Origin of the sequence: Pedococcus bigeumensis (assembly GCF_039531795.1) — a bacterium.
Lineage (GTDB): Bacteria > Actinomycetota > Actinomycetes > Actinomycetales > Dermatophilaceae > Pedococcus > Pedococcus bigeumensis.
Genome location: NZ_BAAAQS010000001.1, coordinates 1,936,100 through 1,950,685 on the forward strand (window position 1 = coordinate 1,936,100; position 14,586 = coordinate 1,950,685).

Consider the following 14,586-nt stretch of genomic DNA (forward strand, 5'->3'; position numbering starts at 1 on the left):
GGAGTTCTGAAAACGGGTGGATGGTCGCCGCAGCGTCGCTAGAGCCCGACCTGCTCGCGCAGGTAGACCAGCGCCGCCTCGGTGCGCGTGACCAGCTCCGGGTCGTCGGCCCGCACCCCTCGACCGAGCACGACCTGCTCGACCAGACCGCCGCCCGCGAGGTCCTGCCGGAGGGCCACCTTCGCGGTCCGGCGGGGTCCGAGCTCGATCCGGTGGGCCAGCACGACGCTCGCCTGCACGCGCTCGCGCAAGGTCTCCGGCACGAGGCTCGTGGCGCCCAGGACCCACTGCGCCGGCCGGGAGCCGTCCACCCAGGTGACGGTGAGCGTGGTGAGCTCGGCCGACCACGTGCCGCCGTCGACCTCGTGCCACGGGCGGTGGAGCGTGCGCTCCCCGGCCGCGTCGACGGCATACAGGGCATGGTTGGTGGCGACCACGGTCGCGCCGCTGGCGGCCTCGCGCCCCCAGCTGAGCACTCGCTCACCCGGGCCCAGCCCGACCGCGGCGCGCACGTCGGACGGCAAGCGTTCGGGGCGGCGCAGGGAGATCGCCATCACGACGCCTGGTCGCGCAACGTCGCGAGCTCGCGCTGGAGCTCCTGGAGCTCACCGCTCAGGCTGCGCGCCAGTGCCGGGTCGGTGTGCGGGTCGGCCGCCATCCGGCGCATGGCCGACATCGCGTCGGCGATCCTGCGGGTCAACGAAACCTCCTGGACGCGGGTCAGCAGCGCGTCGATGTAGCGGCGCTCCGGGAGGCCGGTCGCCTTGTCGAACCTCGTGGGCAGGCTCGCGACCGACAGCTCGGCGATCAGCCCGTGCACGGCCAGCGGCGCCGCCTGCGTCACGCGGTCGGCCCACGCCTGCACGGACAGACCGCGTTGCGGCCCGCCTGCGCCTCGGACTCCGTCGAAGACCGCCCGGTGGGCGGGGGCGGTGAACGCGTCGGCCGAGACCTTGTCGACGTCGTCCGGGGAGAAGCTGTCGGGATACTGCAGCAGCGTCTGCAGGAGCTGTCGCTCGGCGAAGACGATGGGGTCGCGCAGGTCGGGGGTGGGCAGCGCGGCCCGCGCCTCCTCGATGGAGGGTTCGGGCACGGTGTCGTCGTCGGGCCGGTGGGCCCCCCCGTCGCGCGAGCGCTCGTGCTGGCCGGGTCGCCCGTCGCGCCCGTCGCGCGCGGCCGGGGACTCCGCAGCCTCCTTGGCGTCACGGGCGGCCATCCGCTGGGCGCGGGACACCTCGGCCTGCACCTGTTCGACCTCGACCCCGATCCACCCGGCGACGGTGCGGATGTACTCGGGTCGCATCGAGCTGTCGCGGATGGAGTTGACGATGGGGGCGGCGGCGCGCATCCCCTGCACCCGCCCCTCGGCAGTCGTCAGGTCGAACCGCGCGATGGTCGTGCGGACGGCGAACTCGAACATCGGCACCGCATCGTCGATCAGGTGGCGCACCGCGTCGTCGCCCTTGGCGATGCGCAGCTCGCAGGGGTCCATGCCACCGTCGGCCACTGCCACGAACGACTGCGAGGCCCAGCGCTGGTCCTCGCCGAACGCCCGCATGGCCGCCTTCTGCCCGGCCGCGTCACCGTCGAACGTGAACACCACCCGGGCCGGTGCGAGGTCGGCCTCGTCGCGCATGATCCGGCGCAGCAGCTTGATGTGGTCGACGCCGAAGGACGTGCCACACGTGGCCACGGCGCCCTCGATCCCGGCCAGGTGGCACGCCATGACATCGGTGTAGCCCTCGACGATGACGGCCTTGCGGTCACCCGCGATGGACTTCTTGGCGGCGTCGAGGCCGTAGAGGACGGTCGACTTCTTGTAGATGGGGGTCTCGGAGGTGTTGAGGTACTTGGCCGCGATCCGGTCGTCCTCGAACAACCGCCGGGCGCCGAACCCCACCGTGTCGCCGGTGATGTCACGGATCGGCCAGACCAGCCGCCCGCGGAACCGGTCGTAGAGGCCGCGGCTACCCCGCCCGGACAGGCCACCGAGGGTGACCTCCTCGTCGGTGAAGCCCTTCGACCGCAGGTGGCGCGACAGCTCCTCGCCACCGCGCGGCGCGAAACCGACGCCGAACTTCTTGGCGGCCTCGCTGTCGAACCCGCGCTCGCGCAGGAAGTCGCGCCCGGCCCGCGCCTCGGGCGCGTTGAGCAGGGCGTGGTGGTAGAACTCCTGCGCCACCCGGTGCGCCTCGATCAGCCGCGAGCGCCGGCCGAGGGTCTCGCCGTCGCGGGGGCGTCCGCCCTCCTCGTAGTGCAGCTCCATCCCGAGCTTCTGGGCCAGTCGCTCGATCGCCTCGCTGAAGGTGAGGTGCTCGACCTTCTGGACGAACGAGATAACATCGCCGCCCTCGCCGCACCCGAAGCAGTGCCAGGCACCCACGACCGGGCGGATGTTGAAGGAGGGGGTCTTCTCGTCGTGGAACGGGCACAGACCCTTCATCGAGCCCGGGCCGGCAGGTCGCAGGGTCACGTGCTCGCGCACGACATCCTCGATGGACGAACGCTCCTTCACGAGCGCGACGTCCTCGGCCTTGATCCGACCCGCCACTGGCCCTCCTTGTCGCGGTTGAGTCTAGGTGGTGCCCGGTGTCACCGACCGCCGACCTCCACAGCTCGGCCTTCCCCCTAGGGGAGGAAGTCAGGACCAGGCGCGGTGCAGGTACTCCGCCCGCACGTCGGTCAGCGACGCGACCTGGTCGACGACCACCCGCAGCGCTGCGGCGTCATCCGTGGCCGCCTTCCAGTCGCCGAGCAGGTCGGGGTCGAGCCGCCGCACCGGGTCCTGCTGGTAGCCGGTCACCAGGTCGGCGACGACCTCGCGCTGCCGGGTCAGCACATCGACCCGCTCCTGCGCGTGCATCACGAAGTGGGCCGCCACCGCCTTGAGCACGGCGCACTCGGCCCGCGTCTCGTCGGGCACGACCAGGTCGGCGGCGTAGCGCGTCAGGGATCCGTCGCCGTGCCGCTCGCGGGTGGCCACCTCCACCCCGTGGACGAACCGGCCGATCAGTCGCGAGGTCATGTCCTTGAGCGCCGCCCGGTCCACCCGTGACCCGTCGTATGCCGTGGGCACGGCACCGCTGGCCAGCACGCGTTCCAGCGCCTCACCGAGGGCGTCCACGCCGAGGTCGGCGGCGTAGAGGCCGGTCGCCACCGCGAGCACCGAGTCGACGTCGGTGCGGTCGCGAAGGCTTCGCACGTCGAGCCGCCCCGAGGCGATCGCGTCCTCGACGTCGTGCACCGAGTAGGCGACGTCGTCGGACCAGTCCATGACGTCGGCCTCGATGCAGCGTTGTCCGTCAGGCCGACCGTCGCGGAACCACTCGAAGACCGGGAGGTCGTCGGCGTAGACCCCGAACTTCTCCCCCGTGCCGCCCTCGGCCCCGCCCTCGCCACGGCGCCACGGGTACTTCGTCGACGCGTCGAGGGTGGCCCGGGTCAGGTTGAGCCCGGCCGGACGCCCGTCCGGGTGGACCCGCTTGGGCTCGAGCCGGGTCAGCAGGCGCAGGGTCTGGGCGTTGCCCTCGAACCCGCCGACGTGGCGCGCGATCTCGTCGAGGGCCCGCTCGCCGTTGTGCCCGAAGGGGGGGTGCCCGAGGTCGTGGGCGAGGCACGCCGAGTCGACGACGTCGGCGCTGCACCCGAGCGCCTGCCCGAACTCGCGACCGATCTGGGCGACCTCCAGGCTGTGCGTGAGCCGGTTGCGCACGAAGTCGTCGTCGCCGGGCTGCACGACCTGGGTCTTGGCCGACAGCCGCCGCAGCGACGCGGAGTGCACGAGCCGGGCCCGGTCGCGGGCGAAGTCGTCACGGTCGGCGCGCTTGGTCGCAGGGTCCTCCCGCACCCACCGCTCACGGTCGACCGCGCTGTACGCCACGCTGGGGAGCCTACGACCAGGCGGCCCGCGCCGCCTCGGCGGCCCGCTCCACCCACTTGGGCTGGGTGCCGTAGCGCTGGCTGGGGATCAGCCGGCCGGCTGCGCTGTCCTCGACCAGCTGGGCGATCCGCTTCGCGCGGGTGGCCTCCTGCTTGGCGGTCACCACCCAGTGCACGGCGACCCTCTTGTAGGACGCCGTCGCTACCTCCCAGAAGGCACTGGCGGCCGGGTCGTGCGCCAGCAGCGCGGCATACTCCGGCGGCAGCTCGACGTCGCCGGGCGACTCGTAGGCGTAGACGCCCGAGCGGTCCTCGCGGCGCAGCTCGTAGGCCGCCAGCCCGGCTGGCTGCATGCGTCCCTCGGCCTTGAGCCGCTCGACGGCGGCGATGTTGATGGAGCTCCAGTTGCTGGTGGCCTTGCGGGGCGTCCAGCGCTGCCGGGTCGCGTCGTCGTCGATGCGCTGGGCCACCGAGTCGATCCACCCCCAGCAGAGCGCCTCGAGCACGGCCTGCTCCCAGGTCAGCCCACGGTCGGGCACGTGCTTCTTGTAGAGGCCCATCCACAGCTCGGTGGCGCTGTCGTGGTTGGCCGCCAACCAGGCGCCGAACTCCTCGGGCCCCGAGAAGAACGTCGCCGGCCGCTCCTCGGTCCCTCCCGGCGTGCCGATCCGTCCCCGCGGCCCGGGCGGCTTCGTGGTGCCCATGGACGCAGCCTGCCACGCACCCCTGACGCCCCGCCGCGTGCACGGAGAGCTGGCGCATTTGCGCTGGTCAGCGCCGTGACGGAAGGTGGAGGCATGACCTCACCCACAGACAAGACCGTTGCCTTCCTCGTCGCCAAGGAGGGGATCGAGCGCGTCGAGCTCACCGAGCCCTGGAAGGCCGTCACCGACTCCGGCGCCCGAGCCGTGCTCCTCTCCCCCGAGTCGGGAGAGGTGCAGACCTTCGACCACCTCGACAAGGCGGAGACGCGACCGGTCGACCAGACCGTGTCATCGGCCTCCGTCGACGACTTCGACGCCCTGGTGCTCCCCGGCGGGGTCGCGAACCCCGACGCGCTGCGCACCGACGCAGACGCCGTCGCGTTCGTCCGCGACTTCGTGGCGAGCGGCAAGCCGGTGGCCGCGATCTGCCACGCGCCCTGGACCCTCATCGAGGCCGGCGTCGTGAGCGGTCGTACCGTCACCAGCTGGCCCAGCCTCCAGACCGACCTGCGCAACGCCGGCGCGGAGTGGGTCGACGAGCAGGTCGTCCAGGACGGCAACCTCATCACGAGCCGCAACCCCGACGACCTGCCGTCCTTCAACGCCGCCCTCCTCGAGGCGCTGACGCACGGCGCCGCCAGCCAGACCGCCTGACCCGCGCGACCGCTCGCGGTGACCTGCCCACGACTGGTAGGTCACCGCGGCGCCGGCGACACCGAGCGCCCACACCACGTGCCAGCCGTTCATGACCAGCAGGCCCAGCACCGAGGCCAGGGCCACCACTGCGGTCCACCACGCCCGTGAGCCCCGCTCGAGGAGTCTCACCGCCGCTGCCGTGCCCAGGACGTAGACCAGCGTGAAGCACCCCGTGGCCAGCAGCATCAGCGGCGTGAGCCCGAGGTGGAGCACCTCCGAGGCGACCAGCCACAGCACGGACTGCCCGGCGATGAGCGCCAGGCTCCGGCGCGGCACCGCGCCCCGCTCCGCCCCCACCGCCAGGGGTGCCGGGAGCGCACCGTCGCGCGCCAGCGCGGCACCCAGCCGCGAGGCGCCCGCGTAGTAGGCGTTCATCGCCCCGACGGTGAGCAGGACGGCCACCACCGCCGTGACGACCCGCACCTCGCCCCCGACGCCCGCGGCCAGCAGGTCGGACAGCGGGGCCTCACTGGACCCGGTGGCCGGCCCGAGCACCATCAGGCTGGTCGCCGCCAGGGCGAGGTAGAGGGTGCCCACGACGCCCAGCGCGATGGCGGTCGCCCGAGGGACGTCACGAGCCGGGCGCCGGTAGTCCCCCGCGAGCGAAGCCACCGCCTCCCAGCCCGCGAACCCCCACACCAGCAGGGCGGCCGCCGGGCCCACCGCTCCCCAGCCGTGCGGTGCGAACGGCCGCAGGTTGTCCCACGACGCGTGGGGCAGCGCCGCCACGATGGTGACCACCATCAGGGTCGCGAGCACCGCGGTCAGCCCCAGCTGGACCCGGCCGGAGAGCCGGAGCCCGGCGGCGTTCATCAGGGCGACCCCGACGACCAGGCTGGCGGCGACCGCGACGGCGAGCGCCCGCCCGCCGCCCACCGCGTCGGAGACGTAGTGCCCCGCCATCAGCGAGGCAGGTGGAGCGCCGACCGGGACCGCGAAGTAGAAGCACCAGCCGACGGCGGCCGAGGCCCGCGGACCGAAGGCGCGGCGCACGTAGGTCGAGACTCCCCCGGAGTCCGGGAAGCGCGCCCCCATCGCGGCGAAGGTGGAGGCGAGCGGGATGCTCAGCACCACCAGGGCAGCCCACGCCACCAGTGAGGCCGGTCCGGCGATCCCGGCCGCGATGGCCGGCAGGGTGATGACCCCGGTGCCGAGCACCGCCCCGATCGACAGTGCGGTGCCCTGCGGGATGCTCAGCCCGGCGGGCGGGCGGGTCGAGGGGGTCGACGGTATCGAGGGGGTCGAGGGGGTCGAGGGGGTCGACGGGGTCGAGGGGGTCGAGGGGGTCGACGGGGTCGTGGGCATGGGACCAGCGTGACCGTCGATTGGACCGGCCAGAAGGTCCACTTCTGGACGAGTTGATTGAGCCAATGTCAGGGTTCACGCCCTAGGCTGGAGCGGTGGACCTCCACCTCGACGCAGACACGGCCGGCGACCGGTCCGCGACCATCTACCGCGAGCTGCTCGAGGCGGTCCTCGACGGCCGGCTGGCCCCCGGTGACCGGGTCCCGCCCAGCCGTGTGCTCGCGTCGTCGCTCGGCGTCGCGCGCGGCACCGTCACCACGGCCTACGACCGGCTCACCGCGGAGGGCTTCCTGGTCACCCGCGTCGGCGCCGGGACCTTCGTGTGCGCCGACATCGAGCCACGACGGGCCCGACGGGCACCGGTCGGCGACCTCCGCCCCCGGGCGGTCTGGTCGGCCCTGCCGGCTCCGGTCCCCGACGCCTCGCCCACGGCGTTCGACCTGTCGGTCGGTGGCCCCGACACCACGTTGTTCCCCCTCGCCGTGTGGCGCCGCCTGGTGTCCGCGACGCTGCGGCCGTCGCTGCTCGCCGCCTCCGCCTACGAGGGTGGCGGCCACCCGGGGCTGCAGGCCGAGGTCGCGAGGTATGCCGGCCTGGCCAGGTCCGTGGTCGCCAGCCCCGACGACGTCCTGCTCACGAACGGCGCGCAGCAGGCCCTCGACGTGGTGGCGCGTGCGGTCCTCGACCCGGGCGACGTGGTCGTCGTCGAGGACCCGGGATACACGGCAGCCACCAGGCTCTTCGCCTCGCACGGCGCCCTGGTGCGAGCGGTCCGGGTCGACGAGGAGGGCTTGGTCGTCGACGACCTGCCCAGCGTGGCGAGGATGGTCTACGTGACTCCGTCGCACCAGTTCCCGACCGGTGCCGTGATGTCACTCAGGCGCCGGATCGCGTTGCTGGAGTGGGCCTCCCGTCGCAACGTGGTCATCGTCGAGGACGACTACGACAGCGAGTTCCGGTTCGAGGACCGACCCCTGGCGCCGCTGCAGAACCTCGACCGCGACGGCCGCGTCGTCTACGTCGGCTCCTTCTCCAAGACCCTGATGCCCTCGCTGCGGGTCGGCTACCTCATCGCCCCGCGGTCCCTCCAGGGCACCGTGCGCCAGGCCAAGCTGCTCACCGACTGGCAGGGCGACGCCGTGACCCAGGGGGCCCTGGCGCGGTTCATGGGCGAAGGACTGCTGTCGGCCCACGTCCGCAAGGTCACCAAGGTCTACGCGGCGCGAAGGCAGGCCCTCCTCGACGGGCTGGCCACACTGCCCGCGGGTGTCCTCGAGGTGCTGCCCTCGGCGGCCGGCCTGCACGTGTGCACCTACTTCACCGACCGCACCGTCGACGACGTGGCGGTGGCCTCGGCGGCTGCGCGGGCCGAGGTCGCCCTCGAGCCGGTGTCGGTGCGGTTCCAGGGCATGACGCCGCGGCCCGGCCTCGCGATGGGTTTCCGTCGGATCAGCGTCGAGCAGGTCCCGGAGGCGGTGGCCCGGCTCGCGTCGGTCCTCCCGCCTCCCGGTCAGGCCCCGACGTAGAGCGCGAGGTGCTCGCCGGTCAGGGTCGACCGGGCGGCGACGAGGTCGGCCGGTGTGCCCTCGAAGACCACGAGCCCACCATCGTGTCCGGCGCCGGGGCCGAGGTCGATGAGCCAGTCGGCGTGCGCCATCACGGCCTGGTGGTGCTCGATGACCATCACGGACTTGCCGGAGTCGACGAGCCGGTCGAGGAGGCCGAGGAGGTTCTCGACGTCGGCGAGGTGCAGACCCGTGGTGGGCTCGTCGAGGACGTAGACGTCGCCCTTCTCCGCCATCTGCGCGGCCAGCTTGAGGCGCTGTCGCTCACCGCCGGACAAGGTCGTCAGCGGCTGCCCCAGGCTCAGGTAGCCCAGGCCCACGTCGGCGAGCCGGTCGAGCACGGTGTGGGCGGCGGGGGTCTTGGCATCGCCCTCGGCGAAGAACGCCTCGGCCTCGGTGACGGACATGGCCAGGACGTCGGCGATGTTCTTGCCACCCAGGGTGTACTCCAGCACCGCGGCCTGGAAGCGGCGGCCCTCGCACTCCTCGCACGTCGACTCGACGGTGGCCATCACGCCCAGCTCGGTGAAGATGACCCCCGCGCCGTTGCACGTGGGGCAGGCGCCCTCGGAGTTCGAGCTGAACAGCGCCGGCTTGACGTCGTTGGCCTTGGCGAAGGCCTTGCGGATCGGCTCCAGCAGGCCCGTGTAGGTCGCGGGGTTGCTGCGGCGGGAGCCCTTGATCGCCGCCTGGTCGATGACGACGACGCCCTCCCGGCCGGCGACCGAGCCGTGGATCAGCGAGCTCTTGCCCGAGCCGGCGACTCCGGTGACGACGCAGAGCACGCCGAGCGGGATGTCGACGCTCACGTCGCGCAGGTTGTTCGTCGAGGCGCCGCGGACCTCCAGGGCACCCGTCGACGAGCGCAGGTCGCCCTTGAGCGTCGTCCGGTCGTCGAGGTGGTGGCCGGTGGTGGTGTCGCTCGCGCGCAGACCCTCGACGGTGCCCTCGAAACAGACCGTGCCGCCACCCGTCCCGGCACCGGGACCGAGGTCGACGACGTGGTCCGCGATCGCGATGGTCTCCGGCTTGTGCTCGACGACCAGCACCGTGTTGCCCTTGTCGCGCAGCTGGAGGAGGAGCTGGTTCATCCGCTCGATGTCGTGGGGGTGCAGGCCGATCGTCGGCTCGTCGAAGACGTAGGTGACGTCCGTCAACGACGACCCGAGGTGCCGGATCATCTTGGTGCGCTGGGCTTCTCCGCCGGACAGCGTGCCCGCCGGTCGGTCGAGTGAGAGGTAGCCCAGGCCGATCTCGGTGAACGAGTCGAGCACGTGCCGGAGCCCGGTGAGCAGCGGTGCGACCGACGGTTCGTCGAGCTCGCGGACCCACACCGCCAGGTCGCTGATCTGCATGGTGCAGAGGTCGGCGATGTTCTGGCCGAGGATCCTCGATGACCGGGCCTCCCTGCTCAGCCGGGTGCCCTCGCACTCGGGGCAGGACTGGAAGGTGATGGCGCGCTCGACGAACCGGCGGACGTGCGGCTGCATGGCCTCGACGTCCTTGGACAGCATCGACTTCTGGATCTTGGGGATGATGCCCTCGAAGGTGAGGTTCACGCCCTCGACCTTGATCTTGGTCGGTTCCGCGTACAGCATCGTCTCGAGCTGCTTCTTGGTGAACGACCCGATCGGCGTGTCCATCGGCAGGCCCATGCCCTCGAAGAGCCGGCCGTACCACCCGTCCATCGAGTAGCCCGGCACCGTCAGGGCGCCCTCGCGCAGCGACTTCGTGTCGTCGTACAGCGCGGTCAGGTCGAAGTCGGACACCGAGCCCATGCCCTCGCAGCGGGCGCACATCCCGCCCAGGTAGACCTGGTTCTGGACCACGGCCTTCTCGACCCGGCCGCCGGCCTTCTCCGTGCTCATCACCCCGCTGGCCCTGCGGGTCGGGACGTTGAACGAGAACGCCGTCGGGGGGCCGATCTGCGGGTCACCGATCCGGCTGAACAGGATGCGCAGCATGGCGTTGGCGTCGGTGGCGGTGCCCACCGTCGAACGCGGGTTGGCGCCCATCCGCTCCTGGTCGACGATGATCGCCGTCGTCAGCCCCTCGAGGAGGTCGACGTCGGGGCGCGCCAGCGACGGCATGAACCCCTGCACGAAGGCGCTGTAGGTCTCGTTGATCATCCGCTGGGAGTCTGCGGCGATGGTGCTGAACACCAACGAGCTCTTGCCCGACCCCGACACCCCCGTGAAGACGGTCAACCTACGCTTCGGGAGGTCGACACTGACGTCCTTGAGGTTGTTCTCCCGCGCGCCGTGCACGCGGATCAGGTCGTGGGTGTCGGCGGGGTGCACCCCGGTCGACGGTGCCTGCGTGGTGGTGCCCCTGCTCATCGTCTCTCCCTCTCGAGCGCGCCCCGGTGCGCGCCCGTGCGCCCAGCCAAGCCTAGCCACGGCGCTCGGAGCGGGTCTTCTTCGTTCCTGACGAGTCGAGCCGGCGTTCGTCAGCCGCCGGAGACGGACAGCTCGGCCTCGGCGACCGCCTCGCGGTGGGCGTCGCTGAGCTCGCGGCTGTCGAGCCACCCCTCGGGCAGCGCCACGTGGCGCGGCGACCCCGCACGGCCCCGCTGGCCCTCGGCGGCGTCTCCGGGCCACACGGCACCGGCGTCCATCGTGGCGATCAGCTCGTCGAGGGCCGCCATCGAGTCGACCAGCGCCAGGTGGTGGCGCACGGTGGAGCCGGCCGGGAAGCCCTTGAGGTACCAGGCGATGTGCTTGCGGATGTCGCGGCAGGCCTTGTACTCGTCGTCGTAGAAGTCGACGAGGTACTCGGTGTGCCTGCGCATCGTGGCGGTCACCTCACCCAGGGTCGGCTCGACCCGCGCCGGGGTGCCGGCGAACGCCGCCGCGAGGTCGGTGAACAGCCACGGTCGACCCAGGCAACCCCGGCCGACCACGACCCCGTCGCACCCGGTCTCGCGCGTCATCCGCACGGCGTCCTCGGCCGACCAGATGTCGCCGTTGCCGAGGACCGGGATCGTCTTCACGGTCTCCTTGAGCCGCGCGATGGCGGTCCAGTCGGCCTCACCGGAGTAGGCCTGCGAGGCGGTGCGGCCGTGCAGCGCCACGGCCGCGACGCCGGCGCGCTCAGCGGTCAGGCCCGCCTCGAGGTAGGTCAGGTGGTCGTCGTCGATGCCCTTGCGCATCTTGACGGTGACCGGCACGTCGTACGGGCTCGCTTCGCGCACCGCACCGCGGACGATCGCCTCGAAGAGGTCGCGCTTCCACGGCAGGGCCGCACCGCCGCCCTTGCGGGTCACCTTGGGCACGGGGCAGCCGAAGTTCAGGTCGATGTGGTCTGCGCGGTCCTCCGTGACCAGCATCCGCACCGCCGCCGCGACCGTGGCGGGGTCCACGCCGTAGAGCTGGATCGACCTGGGGTCCTCCTCGGGGTCGTGCTCGATCAGCCGCATCGACTCCGGAGTCCGCTCCACGAGCGCTCGCGACGTGATCATCTCGCTGACGTAGAGCGACGTGGCGCCGCTGGCGCCACCCTGGTCGAGCCCCTGGTTGCCGTACTCGCGGCACAGCTTGCGGAACGCCCGGTTGGTGATGCCGGCCATCGGCGCCAGCACGACCGGCGACTCGATGGTGTGGCGCCCGATCTGCAACGGGGGCAGCACGGCTCCGGGTGCGCGCTGCGGGGGCGAGGGGCGGGTGGAGGTGGCGGTCATGGCGGCACCAGTGTCCCATCTGGTGCTTGACTGGCCGAATGCGTGCCCTGATCAGCGCCGACGAGCTGCTCGCCGACCTCGTCCGCGACCCCCGCACGGTCGTGCTCGTCGACGTCCAGTGGAGCCTCACGACGGCTGCCGGCCCGCCCGGACGTGACCGGTATGCCGCCGCGCACCTGCCCGGGGCGCACCACGTCGACCTCGACGCCGAGCTGGCCGGACCGCCCGGTCGCGGCGGTCGCCACCCCCTCCCCCAGGCCCACTCCGTCGCGGCCGCCGCCCAGCGGTGCGGGGCCGACAACGACTCGCGCATCGTCGTCTACGACCAGGGCCCGTCGTTCGGCGCGGCTCGGGCCTGGTGGGTGCTGCGCTACTTCGGGGCCACCGACGTGCGCGTCCTCGACGGGGGTTTGGCGGCGTGGCGAGCCGCCGGCGGCACGGTGACCAGCCAGCTGCCCGAGCCCGGTGCCGGCAGCTTCGAGGCGCACGCGGGAGGCCTGCCGTTGGTCGATGCAGCCGGGGCCGCCGAGGTGGCCAGGCAGGGGATCCTCCTCGACGCCCGCGCCGTGGAGCGGTTCCGGGGCGAGATCGAGCCCATCGACCCGGTCGCCGGCCACATCCCGGGAGCGGTCAGCGCGCCCACCACCGAGAACCTCCGCCCCGACGACCGCTTCCTGGGAGTCGCGGAGTTGCGAGAGCTGTTCTCCCGCAAGGGGATTCCTTCAGCCGCACCGATGGGCACGGTCGCGGCATACTGCGGCTCGGGGGTCACCGCCGCGCACGAGGTGCTCGCCCTGCACGAGGTCGGCATCGAAGCCGCCCTGTATGCCGGGTCGTGGAGCGAGTGGATCACCGACCCGAGCCGGCCCGTCGCCACCGGCGACTGAGGCCGGCCCCGCGCAGGGCGGCCTAGAGCCAGCCGTACTCGTCGGCGATCCGAACCGCGTCGGCGCGGTTGCGTGCCATCGTCTTGCCGATCGCGGAGGACAGGTGGTTGCGCACCGTCCCCTCGGAGAGGCTGACGTCACGGGCGATGTCGGCCACCGAGCCACCGTTGCGAGCGGCGATGAGCACCTCGGTCTCGCGCGCCGTCAGGGGCGACTCGCCACCGGCCAGCGAGTCGGCGGCCAGGGCCGGGTCGACGACGCGCAAGCCGGAGTGCACCCGGCGGACCGCCTCGGCGAGCTGACGAGCCGGCGTGTCCTTCACGACGAACCCGCTCGCACCCGCCTGGAGGGCGCGACGCAGGAAGCCCGGCCGTCCGAAGGTGGTCACGATGAGCACCCGCACCCCGGGCATCGCCTCGTGCAGGGCAGCCGTGGCGGCGATGCCGTCGAGCCCGGGCATCTCCACGTCCACGAGCGCCACGTCGGGCTTGCTGGCACGCGCGGCCGCGACGACCTCGTCACCACTGCCCACCTCGGCGACGACCTCCATGTCGGGCTCGAGCCCGAGCAGGGTGGCGAGGGCGCCCCGGACCATGGCCTGGTCGTCGGCGAGCAGCAGTCGGATCGTCATGCCTCCACCCTCTCGTGCGGGTCGGGGTCGGACTGTCGCGGGTGGGGCGGTGCGGTCACCGACAGCCGGTAGCCCCGGGGCTCGAGCGATCCCGCGACGAGGCGGGCCCCCACGGCCTCGGCCCGCTCCTGCAGGCCCAGCAGACCGGTGCCCGGGCTGCCCGGCTGCACGCCCACCCCATCATCGGTGACCGTGATCCCGTGCTCGTCGAGGATCACCTTGCAGCTGGTCGCCCCGCTGTGCCGGATCACGTTCGTGACCCCCTCGCGCAGGGTCCAGGCGCACAGCTCCCGCAGGTGGCTGGGCACGGCGTCTGCGGCGGTGGGCAGGTCGGCCTCGATACCGGCGGTGGCCAGGGACGCGCGGGCCCGGGCCAGCTCGGCCGGCAACGACATCTCACGGAAGCCCGCCACCGCCTGTCGCACGTCGGCGAGCGCGTCGCGGGCCAGCCGTTCCAGGTCGGCCACCTCCGCCCTGGCACGCTCGGGGCTCACCTCCAGCAGTCGGGCGGCCAGCTCGGCCTTCACGGTGATGACCGTGAGGCTGTGCCCGAGGATGTCGTGCACGTCGCGGGCCATCCGGTTGCGCTCGTCCTGGATGGCGAGGCGGGCGTTCTCCTCTCTCGCCTCGGCGAGGGCTCGCTGCCGCTGCGAGGCGATCATGCCTCCCGTGACGGCCAGCATGGCCAGCACCATCGACATGCTGATGCTGACGTCGTGGGTCCACCCGTCGACGTGGAAGGTGAGGAACTCGTAGAGGGCGACGAGGCAGGCGCCGACGACCAGCCCGATGCGCACTCGGAAGGTCCACAGGCCCGACACCGCGAGGAACACCCACGTCGCCGCGCCCTTCTGCCCCACCGTGACGGTCGCCAGGGCCGCGAGCACGCAGAGTCCGGCCCAGGAGGCGATGCCGATCGGCGTGACGTACCAGCGGGAGGGGACGGACCCCCTCGTGCCCCACACGGCGGCGCGGAGGTGGGAGAAGTGCACGAGGTAGAGGACGACGAACAGGACGAGCACGACCAGCCCACCGTCGGCCCGGAGGGTCTGCCGCTGCTGCCAGGCCGCGCTGAACGCGTCGGAGAGGAACACCAGCCAGATGCCGGCGAAGAAGAACGCGACGACCCTGCCGCTCCAGGTGTCGTATCCGGTGTGGTCGAGGAGCTGGGCGCGCGGACCGGTGGTGCGTCCTCCCTCGGCGTTGCGCTCGCTCACGCCACCCAGCCTGTCAGAGACCG

The 14,586-nt window shown here is 72.6% G+C and carries 11 protein-coding genes and 1 pseudogene; 3 read left to right on the top strand and 9 right to left on the bottom strand.

The window, feature by feature from the left end:
* Positions 1-38: 38 nt before the first annotated feature.
* From ABD262_RS09210 to ABD262_RS09225, 4 genes are all read right to left on the bottom strand, one after another.
* A complete protein-coding gene (locus tag ABD262_RS09210) occupies positions 39-554 on the bottom strand; it encodes a hypothetical protein (protein ID WP_344134373.1) in 516 nt (171 codons plus the stop codon).
* Positions 554-2,551, bottom strand: a complete 1,998-nt coding sequence (dnaG, locus tag ABD262_RS09215) for a DNA primase (protein ID WP_344134376.1) — start codon at positions 2,549-2,551, stop codon at positions 554-556. The genes ABD262_RS09210 and dnaG overlap by 1 nt, the downstream gene beginning before the upstream one ends.
* 90 nt (positions 2,552-2,641) lie before the next feature.
* Positions 2,642-3,880, bottom strand: a complete 1,239-nt coding sequence (locus tag ABD262_RS09220) for a deoxyguanosinetriphosphate triphosphohydrolase (RefSeq protein WP_344134379.1) — start codon at positions 3,878-3,880, stop codon at positions 2,642-2,644.
* Positions 3,881-3,890: 10 nt separating this feature from the next.
* The gene (locus tag ABD262_RS09225; protein WP_344134382.1) at positions 3,891-4,583 is read right to left on the bottom strand and encodes a YdeI/OmpD-associated family protein; all 693 of its coding nucleotides are present in this window, start codon (positions 4,581-4,583) and stop codon (positions 3,891-3,893) included.
* Positions 4,584-4,676: 93 nt separating this feature from the next.
* Here ABD262_RS09225 and ABD262_RS09230 point away from each other — a divergent pair, with 93 nt between their 5' ends.
* Positions 4,677-5,237: a type 1 glutamine amidotransferase domain-containing protein gene (locus ABD262_RS09230; RefSeq protein ID WP_344134385.1), complete on the top strand. Its 561-nt coding sequence runs from the start codon at positions 4,677-4,679 to the stop codon at positions 5,235-5,237.
* 42 nt (positions 5,238-5,279) lie between these two features.
* Here ABD262_RS09230 and ABD262_RS09235 read toward each other — a convergent pair.
* Positions 5,280-6,584, bottom strand: a pseudogene (locus ABD262_RS09235) (amino acid permease); the annotation flags it as partial.
* A 95-nt stretch (positions 6,585-6,679) separates the two neighbouring features.
* Here ABD262_RS09235 and pdxR point away from each other — a divergent pair.
* Positions 6,680-8,110: a MocR-like pyridoxine biosynthesis transcription factor PdxR gene (gene pdxR / locus ABD262_RS09240; RefSeq protein WP_344134388.1), complete on the top strand. Its 1,431-nt coding sequence runs from the start codon at positions 6,680-6,682 to the stop codon at positions 8,108-8,110.
* On the opposite strand, the gene ABD262_RS09245 is transcribed toward pdxR, so the two are convergent.
* Together ABD262_RS09245 and dusB are read right to left on the bottom strand one after the other, a co-directional pair.
* Positions 8,095-10,488 (bottom strand): ATP-binding cassette domain-containing protein, encoded by a 2,394-nt coding sequence (locus tag ABD262_RS09245; protein WP_344134391.1) that lies wholly within the window; start codon positions 10,486-10,488, stop codon positions 8,095-8,097. The two genes, pdxR and ABD262_RS09245, sit on opposite strands and share 16 nt — an antisense overlap.
* Before the next feature lie 110 nt (positions 10,489-10,598).
* Positions 10,599-11,828 (bottom strand): tRNA dihydrouridine synthase DusB, encoded by a 1,230-nt coding sequence (gene dusB, locus ABD262_RS09250; RefSeq protein WP_344134394.1) that lies wholly within the window; start codon positions 11,826-11,828, stop codon positions 10,599-10,601.
* Between the two features lie 38 nt (positions 11,829-11,866).
* Here dusB and ABD262_RS09255 point away from each other — a divergent pair, with 38 nt between their 5' ends.
* The gene (locus tag ABD262_RS09255) at positions 11,867-12,715 is read left to right on the top strand and encodes a sulfurtransferase (RefSeq protein WP_344134396.1); all 849 of its coding nucleotides are present in this window, start codon (positions 11,867-11,869) and stop codon (positions 12,713-12,715) included.
* A gap of 22 nt (positions 12,716-12,737) precedes the next feature.
* Here ABD262_RS09255 and ABD262_RS09260 read toward each other — a convergent pair whose 3' ends face one another.
* A complete protein-coding gene (locus ABD262_RS09260) occupies positions 12,738-13,346 on the bottom strand; it encodes a response regulator transcription factor (protein ID WP_344134399.1) in 609 nt (202 codons plus the stop codon).
* Positions 13,343-14,563, bottom strand: coding sequence for a sensor histidine kinase (locus ABD262_RS09265; RefSeq protein WP_344134402.1), 1,221 nt, complete (start codon positions 14,561-14,563; stop codon positions 13,343-13,345). Before ABD262_RS09265 ends, ABD262_RS09260 begins: the two co-directional genes overlap by 4 nt.
* Positions 14,564-14,586: the final 23 nt, after the last annotated feature.

Coding starts and splice junctions, on each gene's coding strand:
- ABD262_RS09225 (WP_344134382.1), bottom strand. CDS start 4,583: ATGGGCACCACGAAGCCGCCCGGGCCGCGGGGACGGATCGGCACGCCG.
- ABD262_RS09260 (WP_344134399.1), bottom strand. CDS start 13,346: ATGACGATCCGACTGCTGCTCGCCGACGACCAGGCCATGGTCCGGGGC.
- ABD262_RS09230 (WP_344134385.1), top strand. CDS start 4,677: ATGACCTCACCCACAGACAAGACCGTTGCCTTCCTCGTCGCCAAGGAG.
- ABD262_RS09210 (WP_344134373.1), bottom strand. CDS start 554: ATGGCGATCTCCCTGCGCCGCCCCGAACGCTTGCCGTCCGACGTGCGC.
- ABD262_RS09245 (WP_344134391.1), bottom strand. CDS start 10,488: ATGAGCAGGGGCACCACCACGCAGGCACCGTCGACCGGGGTGCACCCC.
- dusB (WP_344134394.1), bottom strand. CDS start 11,828: ATGACCGCCACCTCCACCCGCCCCTCGCCCCCGCAGCGCGCACCCGGA.
- ABD262_RS09255 (WP_344134396.1), top strand. CDS start 11,867: ATGCGTGCCCTGATCAGCGCCGACGAGCTGCTCGCCGACCTCGTCCGC.